Annotated in this window: 9 protein-coding genes; 3 read left to right on the forward strand and 6 right to left on the reverse strand. The window is 44.6% G+C overall.

Annotated elements, in window-relative coordinates:
* Positions 1 to 6: 6 nt before the first annotated feature.
* The 5 genes from M1B78_RS16035 to M1B78_RS16055 all read right to left on the reverse strand — a co-directional run bounded on the left by M1B78_RS16035 (position 7) and on the right by M1B78_RS16055 (position 4,490).
* Positions 7 to 1,296 (reverse strand): MATE family efflux transporter, encoded by a 1,290-nt coding sequence (locus tag M1B78_RS16035; protein ID WP_257941221.1) that lies wholly within the window; start codon positions 1,294 to 1,296, stop codon positions 7 to 9.
* A gap of 248 nt (positions 1,297 to 1,544) precedes the next feature.
* A complete protein-coding gene (locus M1B78_RS16040) occupies positions 1,545 to 2,165 on the reverse strand; it encodes a CatA-like O-acetyltransferase, family 2 (protein ID WP_257941222.1) in 621 nt (206 codons plus the stop codon).
* 80 nt (positions 2,166 to 2,245) lie between these two features.
* Entirely contained in the window at positions 2,246 to 3,067 is an 822-nt protein-coding gene (locus tag M1B78_RS16045) for a helix-turn-helix transcriptional regulator (RefSeq protein ID WP_346015124.1), read from the reverse strand.
* A 252-nt stretch (positions 3,068 to 3,319) separates the two neighbouring features.
* Positions 3,320 to 3,742, reverse strand: a complete 423-nt coding sequence (gene mobA, locus M1B78_RS16050) for a conjugal transfer protein MobA (RefSeq protein WP_257941224.1) — start codon at positions 3,740 to 3,742, stop codon at positions 3,320 to 3,322.
* Between the two features lie 280 nt (positions 3,743 to 4,022).
* Positions 4,023 to 4,490: a DUF3408 domain-containing protein gene (locus tag M1B78_RS16055; RefSeq protein ID WP_257941227.1), complete on the reverse strand. Its 468-nt coding sequence runs from the start codon at positions 4,488 to 4,490 to the stop codon at positions 4,023 to 4,025.
* 409 nt (positions 4,491 to 4,899) lie between these two features.
* Here M1B78_RS16055 and M1B78_RS16060 point away from each other — a divergent pair, with 409 nt between their 5' ends.
* The 3 genes from M1B78_RS16060 to M1B78_RS16070 all read left to right on the forward strand — a co-directional run bounded on the left by M1B78_RS16060 (position 4,900) and on the right by M1B78_RS16070 (position 5,960).
* A complete protein-coding gene (locus tag M1B78_RS16060) occupies positions 4,900 to 5,211 on the forward strand; it encodes a helix-turn-helix domain-containing protein (RefSeq protein ID WP_032536671.1) in 312 nt (103 codons plus the stop codon).
* A gap of 47 nt (positions 5,212 to 5,258) precedes the next feature.
* Positions 5,259 to 5,564: a helix-turn-helix domain-containing protein gene (locus tag M1B78_RS16065; RefSeq protein WP_257941225.1), complete on the forward strand. Its 306-nt coding sequence runs from the start codon at positions 5,259 to 5,261 to the stop codon at positions 5,562 to 5,564.
* Positions 5,565 to 5,648: 84 nt separating this feature from the next.
* Positions 5,649 to 5,960 (forward strand): hypothetical protein, encoded by a 312-nt coding sequence (locus M1B78_RS16070; protein WP_257941226.1) that lies wholly within the window; start codon positions 5,649 to 5,651, stop codon positions 5,958 to 5,960.
* On the opposite strand, the gene M1B78_RS16075 is transcribed toward M1B78_RS16070, so the two are convergent.
* Positions 5,905 to 6,279, reverse strand: a complete 375-nt coding sequence (locus M1B78_RS16075; protein WP_257941228.1) for a hypothetical protein — start codon at positions 6,277 to 6,279, stop codon at positions 5,905 to 5,907. The genes M1B78_RS16070 and M1B78_RS16075 overlap by 56 nt on opposite strands.
* Positions 6,280 to 6,301 lie beyond the last annotated feature (22 nt).

Raw genomic sequence — 6,301 nt, forward strand, 5'->3', positions numbered from 1 at the left:
CAGTTCTTAGTATTGTTTATATTTAAGATAAATGACGGATTGTGTACCAAGCAGCATTACATATAAGTATTCCACTGCCCAATATGCCGCTAACGGAACATCACAAAAATCTAATCCCCATAAGCAGAACAGATAAGCAATAGTAGTTATCACCTGAAAAATGAATACCGTCCGTGTCGCTCCCGTTCCGGTGGCAGCATTCAGATAGACGTAACCGGGTAGTGCAAAGAAGTAATTCAATAGCATGACAAGAAAAGGCGGCCATGCAAGCTGTATGATAGCGGGATTTTCCGTATAAGCCCCTATAATGTGCTGGTGAAAGAACAACGCAAAAGCAATCAGTGGAATGCCTGTCGCATATCCTAAACGGATAATCTTATGGCAAAGCGGAAAAACTTGTTTCTTTTCACCTGCTCCAATCAGGTTACTCACCAAAGAACCGGTGACACCTGCCAACGCATTGACGATAACGGAAAACAGGGCGGAAACACTTCTTACAATGTTCGATACAGCCAATTCCGTTTCTCCCAAACGTTCGATAGCCACGAAGAACAGAAACCAAATGGCTACACTTGTAAAGAACTGGAGCATACTCCATACAGAGATAGAAAACACCTCTTTCAATACCGTTATATCAATACGCCAGTATAAGCCATACGCTTTTTTATCAATGTGCCGAAACATATATGCAGCCAATACAGCCAGCGAACACATTTCGGCAAATGAAGATGCGATAGCCGCTCCCGATATACCCATGTCTAAGCCGAATATCAGGAGCCAGTTCAGCGGAATGTTTACTAGTACGGCAGTGAAAGTTGCCATGTTCAGAGCTTTTGTCTGTGTAATGCCTACCAAAAACGAGCGTAAGGCAAGGAACGAGAAAGAGAACAACAATCCCCAAATACGCCAATCCAAATAGCGGATAACCGCATTATAAACATCATCCGAAATTATCAGATGCTTCAACAGAACGGGAGAAAATATCTTGGATAGCAGACAGAGGAGTACCGCCAGTATTAGCAAGAAAAACAATCCCTGAAAGAACGTTTTTCCCGTTTCCGCATACTGCTGTTCTCCGTTACGGCGGGCAATTACCACTTGCAACCCCAAACTGAAACCGAAGCCGAGCATATAAATTGCCAAGAACCATATTCCGGCAATGGCAGATGCGCCCAGTTCCACATCACCCACATGCCCTAAAAACAAAGCATCGGTAATATTTATCAGTTGTTCGATAAGGATGCTCATCATTACAGGAAAAGCGATGAGCCAGATTTTTTTATAGGTATAATTCATTTGTTCAAACCAATATGATACGATACATCCTGCCGCTTTAAGCAGCACGACAATCTTATAGATTTATAATAAGGAAAATGACAAAACAATGACAGGCAAACTTAAAACATAAGCCTGTCTATTGCTGAATAGCAATAATTGGAAGTGCTATTCGTTGAGCGTAGCTATATGCACAACTGCCATTTCATATTGTTGAACAACTATTTATTTTTCTGTTAGTTCTGCAAAGATAGCGTTTTTCCCTGAACTTATATTCTCAATTTATTAATTTCTTTCTGAACCCCGTCTAAAAATCGGGAAGCGTGCGCCCCGTCCATTTGCGTGTGGTGGAACTGGAAAGAAACGGTAAGCGTCGTTTTCAGCAGGCGGCGTTTGTATTTGCCCCAAATAAGAAACGGATTATTAAAAATGCCGCTATACATCCCGACAGCCCCGTCTATTTCATATTGTGCCAATGCGGAAGTTCCGATAACCATGCTTTCCGTCAAGTCGTGATTGGCGCAATTTTCGGCCACTTGTTTGGTAAGTTGCAGATAGTGTTGGTTAAACAAAGATAAATCATCACAGAAAGGAATATCACACGAACTTACCTCGCCCTTTCTGTTGGCGACAATGGTGTTTACTGCAATGGTGTCGTACTGCATCAGTTTACCGCCAACGGGCAGCAGATAAAATTCTTTCACGCTCCTTGCGGCTTTGCCGATGCACCAGCACATCAACATATTAAACTTCATGCCGGATTTCCGGTTGATTTTCACAAGGCGTGACACGTCGAGGGGCTTAAAGAACGTCACCATCGGCATGGGTGCGTTCATCCACATTTCAAAGGCGTATGCCCGGCTGGTTTCTTGGGGATTTACTTCTCTCATACTTAATGCTATTTTCATTTAATGAATCAGGTAGCAAAAGTAGGAGAAGCGTTTGACCCCGGATAGAACAAACGGGACATTTATACGGGATTGGTGAACAAATCGGAATATGGATTTGATACTTTCAGCAAAGACACGGGCGTATATCCGCAGAATTTCTTGAACTCCTGGATAAAGTGCGACTGGTCGGCATAACCGCTGGCGTATGCTATTTGTGCCTGATTGATTTCTTTGCCCGCTTGATGCTGCATCTGCGCCAAAGCCTTTTGGAAGCGGACGATACGGGTATATTCTTTGGGATTGATGCCTACAAATGAATGAAACAACCGCTCGAACTGTTTTTTGCTCAGGCAGGCAATGGAAGATAATTCGTTTACAGAGATTTGCGGAGTGATATATATTTGCTGTATGGTGGCATCTATCCTTTTAATTCTGTATGCGGTATCAGCTAAATTATCGGCAATTTGTGACACCAGCCATTTTTCTATATAGCTTATGCAAATAGAATTATTCTCACAGTCGAATATTCGTGTAGCCAGTTCATTCAAACTTTTGTTTTCAAGGCTGTAACCGGACACTTCTTGATTGTAAAAGAGCGAAGTCGGCATGTTCAGAAACATACTCATAGCGTGAGGGTGGAATACAACCACTATCATTTCTGTATTGCCGTCAGCATATAGGTGTGACGAGAAATTAACTTGTCCGCTCACAGTCAGTTTGTCTTGTGCAGAATTCAATTCGGGAATATACAACGGTGTTTGCTTATGGAAAATGATTTGAGGGCAACCGATAGGAAAAGTCAGGGTATTCAAAAACTGGTTACTTTTGAATACCCAATAATATCTCACGTAAGGTTGCAATAGCTTACATGGTCTGTAAAAATCGAATTCCTCTTGAATCATTTTACAAAAGTAGCAATTTCGTGTTGGTTACGAAGTAAAAAGAGGTAAATGAAACATAGAAACGACTGTGCATAATGACAAAGTCGTTTCTATGATAAGAATTATATTTTCAATCCTTTCGGTCGATTCCCATCTTTCGCATATAGTTCCGGACGTCCGATGATGATATGCCGGACCCTATGAAATTCTCGGCGTTTCGCGTTATTTCACAGGGTTGTGTATCTACCGTATTTTTTAGGTGTACAATGGAATTTATCCTTTCTGTTGTTCCCATTTAGCATACATTTCCCTTGAAAGCTCCACGATCTCCCGGCTCAGTTTCACAAAATCGATGGTATGTTTCTCCAACTTGTAGAGCAACGCCATCGCCTTCTTCTCCGAAAAGTGGATGCGCAACTCTTTAATGATCTGATTGTAGTTCGTACCGATGGCACGGAACTGGGCGTGGAAGTCCGACAGTTTGGTGTAGTAGTCCACGAGCGTCTTGTCCACCTTCAGCACCCTGAACTTCTGCCCGAAGAAGTGCGCCTTCAGAAAGACGGCTTTCGCATACACGTTCGATTCCTCGTACATCGTCAGGAACCTGTTCCATTCCACATCATCGAAGCGCACCATCACGCAGTGCGTCTTCGGATTCAACTTGGGATTTCTCCCGTACTTGCTCTTCTTTTTCATTCTTCTTATTCTTTTAATTTTATGGCTTGTCCATTGTTTAATCTTTGATTAAGGAACCCCGAAATTATCCGACTGCGGAGGATAATTCTGCCCACGGCAGTGAAGGTGTTTTTAGTTACTTAGAATTATTCGGGTAACTGAAAATATATCTTGCTGTGTCTTTGAGGACACAAGAATCCTCCGCTTGTCGGATTGGTTTGTGAGTATAATAACTCATTTGGAATATCGGTCAAACCGATGGAGTGTATCCACCGGTTTGACCGGTTCTACCGTAATCCGCTCAGAGTTTGCGCCACTGCTCGATATCCTCCCGGTAGGTTTCAAGGTGCAGGCGGGCGAGGTTCTCGATAAGTCCCGAAGCGCTCATGCCACGCCCGCCGAGACGGCGGACAATCCCGTCCAGCCGGTCACGCACCTCACCGCTGACGAACACGGGCTTGCGGTCGGTTATCTTGGGGACTTGCAGGTAAGCGGTACGGTACTCGTCCAGCGACAGCCTGCGTTGCTTGCTGCTGATACGCTTCTGCGGCACTGCAATATCTTCAGGTGTTTCGCCTGACGGTTCATCCGCCGTAGCTGTTTCCGCTTTTTTCGTGACGGTCTTGCCGGGTTGTGCCAGCAGTTCCGGGTCCAGACCGATGTTCCGGTAGAAATCGTCCATAGACTTCTCACTGCGGGATTCCCTGCGTCCCATTCTTTCCACGATTTCACGAGCCTGCTGCTCACTGATACTTGGTTCTCTTTTCATTGTCATAAAACAGATTGATTAAGTTATTACTGTGGTCTTGCTCTGGGCCTTGACCGATTATCGCAAGTAAAGTAAGATACTTTAGTGCAGTCATTCAATCGTTTGGGCTCGATTAGACAATTTTGTGTGACTTTGCTTTATGGTGATCGAGATATCGGTGAGGACTTCACAGATTTGCTGGATGTGAATAGCCGGAGAAACAAAGGTGCGATTACAGTCAGGTTTGAATTAAGCCCTTGTTTTCAATCTTGACACATTGCAGATTTCCGGGATTAAGAATATACACCAAATCTGTGCCAACCTCTACCAACCTGTGCCACATGCTTCCACTTCCGGAAAATCCATTGTAGGATAACAGATTATGTTTTTCTTTGCGGCAAAAGAAACAGTAACAATAAAAAGTATGTATATGGAAATCGTATCAATTGAAAGAAAGACCTTTGAGGCGATGGTCGCCAAGTTCGACCGTTTCGTCAGTCGCATGGATGCCATCTGTCGGCGGCACGGAGAAAAGAAGATGGGCGAGTGGATGGACAATCAGGACGTTTGCCGGATGCTCAACATCAGCCCACGCACGTTGCAGACCCTTCGGGACAACGGGACGCTGGCTTACTCGCAGATAAACCACAAGACCTACTACCGTCCCGATGATGTACAGCGCATTGTTTCCGTTGTGGAGGACAGGCGCAAAGAAGCAAAGTTCAAGGGCAGGACGATTTAATCACCTGCTTATAGTAAACAAAGTAATTACACTAAATCCAAAGTAACATGAATGAACTGATTAACAAGGACAACGAGTGGATAATCCACTTCATGGGCAGTCTCGACCGTCTTTTGGACAGCTTCGAACATTTGACCGCCAATTACCGCCCGACACTGAACGGTGAACGTTTCTTCACCGACAAGGAGGTGTCGGCACGGTTGAAAGTGAGCCGCCGGACACTTCAGGACTATCGAAACGAAGGACGCATAGCCTATATCCAGTTAGGCGGCAAAATTCTCTACCGTGAATCGGACATCGAAAGGATGCTTGCTGACGGCTACCGCTCTGCCTACCGACAGACGGCAACCTGATTTTCTTGAAGGAGCGCAGTTTGCCGTCTGCCCTGTGATTGCATCAGCAATGGTTCGGCAAAAAGAGAAAGGAACGGCTTACAGATGGAGCATCAATATCCTGCTTCGTCTGTAAGCCGTTCCTCTTTTCTTTCTTCTGATTTCCCATCAGTCGCTTGTTTCCGTTGCCGGATGCTCTTCAAGCGTATGGCAGGCAGTGGCAAGGTTTTCGGGCTGAATACGCTCCGCAGGAGGAAGATTCCGCCCGAAACGGCTCTGCCGCCCAACCTTGCCGCTGCCATCAAGCCATACGCTACCTTTGCATCCGTACATCGGGAACGAGTGGCTGACGGAATGAACCTCAACTATACCATCGGTTGTCGCCTCTGCCACAGGAAACAAACAATGTTATTATAGATGTTGCTTTGGTTGCACGCATTTTATTGATTATACACTGCCTGAACAAAATACTCTCTTTACTGCATATCCTGAATGCAACGGCTATAATCACTTCAATGTTATAGACATCATAACTGATACCATCCGGTTGCCTGACATACTTTATCGTGTCAAATTCGTTCAGTTCCTTATTCTTGTAAATGGTATGAATCGCCTTGCGGATATCGCATGAGAACATCCCGAACAGGTCGGCTATCTCGAATTGTGTCATCCATACGGGTACTGTCGGCATAATGACTACACCCGTTTCACTGATTGTTATTATTCCTCTGTCCATAATGTACTGAATTGATACTGTT

The organism is Bacteroides muris (ex Fokt et al. 2023) (assembly GCF_024704895.1).
In the GTDB taxonomy this organism is placed as follows: Bacteria; Bacteroidota; Bacteroidia; order Bacteroidales; family Bacteroidaceae; genus Bacteroides; species Bacteroides muris.

Bases quoted from the DNA above. Each gene is read 5' to 3' on its own strand.
- M1B78_RS16040 (WP_257941222.1), bottom strand. From the start codon at position 2,165: ATGAGAGAAGTAAATCCCCAAGAAACCAGCCGGGCATACGCCTTTGAA.
- M1B78_RS16070 (WP_257941226.1), top strand. From the start codon at position 5,649: ATGGAGCATCAATATCCTGCTTCGTCTGTAAGCCGTTCCTCTTTTCTT.
- M1B78_RS16055 (WP_257941227.1), bottom strand. From the start codon at position 4,490: ATGAAAAGAGAACCAAGTATCAGTGAGCAGCAGGCTCGTGAAATCGTG.
- M1B78_RS16045 (WP_346015124.1), bottom strand. From the start codon at position 3,067: ATGATTCAAGAGGAATTCGATTTTTACAGACCATGTAAGCTATTGCAA.
- mobA (WP_257941224.1), bottom strand. From the start codon at position 3,742: ATGAAAAAGAAGAGCAAGTACGGGAGAAATCCCAAGTTGAATCCGAAG.
- M1B78_RS16035 (WP_257941221.1), bottom strand. From the start codon at position 1,296: ATGAATTATACCTATAAAAAAATCTGGCTCATCGCTTTTCCTGTAATG.
- M1B78_RS16060 (WP_032536671.1), top strand. From the start codon at position 4,900: ATGGAAATCGTATCAATTGAAAGAAAGACCTTTGAGGCGATGGTCGCC.
- M1B78_RS16065 (WP_257941225.1), top strand. From the start codon at position 5,259: ATGAATGAACTGATTAACAAGGACAACGAGTGGATAATCCACTTCATG.
- M1B78_RS16075 (WP_257941228.1), bottom strand. From the start codon at position 6,279: ATGGACAGAGGAATAATAACAATCAGTGAAACGGGTGTAGTCATTATG.